Genomic DNA, 1,052 nt, shown 5'->3' on the forward strand with positions numbered 1-1,052 from the left:
GATGCGCCCCCCCCCAGCTGCTGCGCCAGCCCCAGGCGCTGCCATGCCACGCCCGCCACAGCTGTACCGGCCAGAGCGGCCAGCTCACGCGCTTCCGTGCAGGGATTACCCGCATACGCGAGCCAGCTCAGGCGTGGCAAGGACAGCAAGCAGTCGGGCAACGCCGTAAAACGGTTGGCGGCAATGCGTACGAGTTCCAGCTGGCGGCAGTCGGCAAGAGTAGCGGGCAAGTGGCTCAGGCAATTACCTGCCAGCATGAGTTTCTGCAATTGCGTGCACTTGCCCAGCTCATCCGGCATGGACTCGATGACATTATCGGTCAGGGTCAGCCAGCGCAGCGTGGGCGGCAAGGCTGCGGCCGGTACGTGGCGGATCCGGTTCGCCTTGAAACCGATCATTTCCAGCGCAAGACAGGAACCGAGCACGTCAGGCAAAGACGTGAACAGATTATCCGAGCAAAAAATGATGCGCAGCTTGTACAGGCGCGGCAAATCGTCAGGCAATGTGAACAGCGCATTGCCGGAGAGGTCGAGGATTTCCAGGCTGTCGGCCAGGTAGAAGATTTCTCGGGGTAATGTCGTCAAGCCACAGGACAGCTTCAGACGGCGCACACCGGCCAGTTGGCCAGCGCGTAATTGTTCCAGTGTATGCACAGCAGACAAGATATCCCTTTCAAGGCAGCACGCGATCGATGCCATGCATAAAATCATTGGACGTAAAAAAACCCCAACCGGATCACCGGAAGGGGTTTTTCGAATAACAAGCCTGACGATAACCTACTTTCACACTGGTTGCAGCACTATCATCGGCGCAAAGTTGTTTCACGGTCCTGTTCGGGATGGGAAGGGGTGGGACCAACTTGCTATGGTCATCAGGCATAACTTGTACTGGCGTTTGTCCTCGGTGGAGCGACAAAGCCTGAATCTGGAAGAAGCAAAGATTGGGGTAATGACTGGTAGTATCAACAAACTCACAACGTTGTACCGTCTTATCCTCTGTACCTGCTAAGGTTATAGGGACAAGCCGTACGGGCAATTAGTACTGGTTAGCTT

At 56.1% G+C, this 1,052-nt stretch carries 1 protein-coding gene and 1 rRNA gene; both read right to left on the reverse strand.

The genetic code is table 11. From position 1 onward, the window contains the following. Window positions 1-698, reverse strand: a 698-nt coding sequence (locus tag ASN89_RS26600) for a leucine-rich repeat domain-containing protein (protein WP_235502095.1), incomplete at its 3' end; no start/stop codon positions are given. Between the two features lie 65 nt (window positions 699-763). Continuing rightward, window positions 764-876, reverse strand: a 5S ribosomal RNA gene (gene rrf / locus ASN89_RS26605). Between the last annotated feature and the right edge of the window lie 176 nt (window positions 877-1,052).

It is taken from the genome of Janthinobacterium sp. Ant5-2-1, from assembly GCF_001445815.1.
Lineage (GTDB): Bacteria > Pseudomonadota > Gammaproteobacteria > Burkholderiales > Burkholderiaceae_D > Janthinobacterium > Janthinobacterium lividum_E.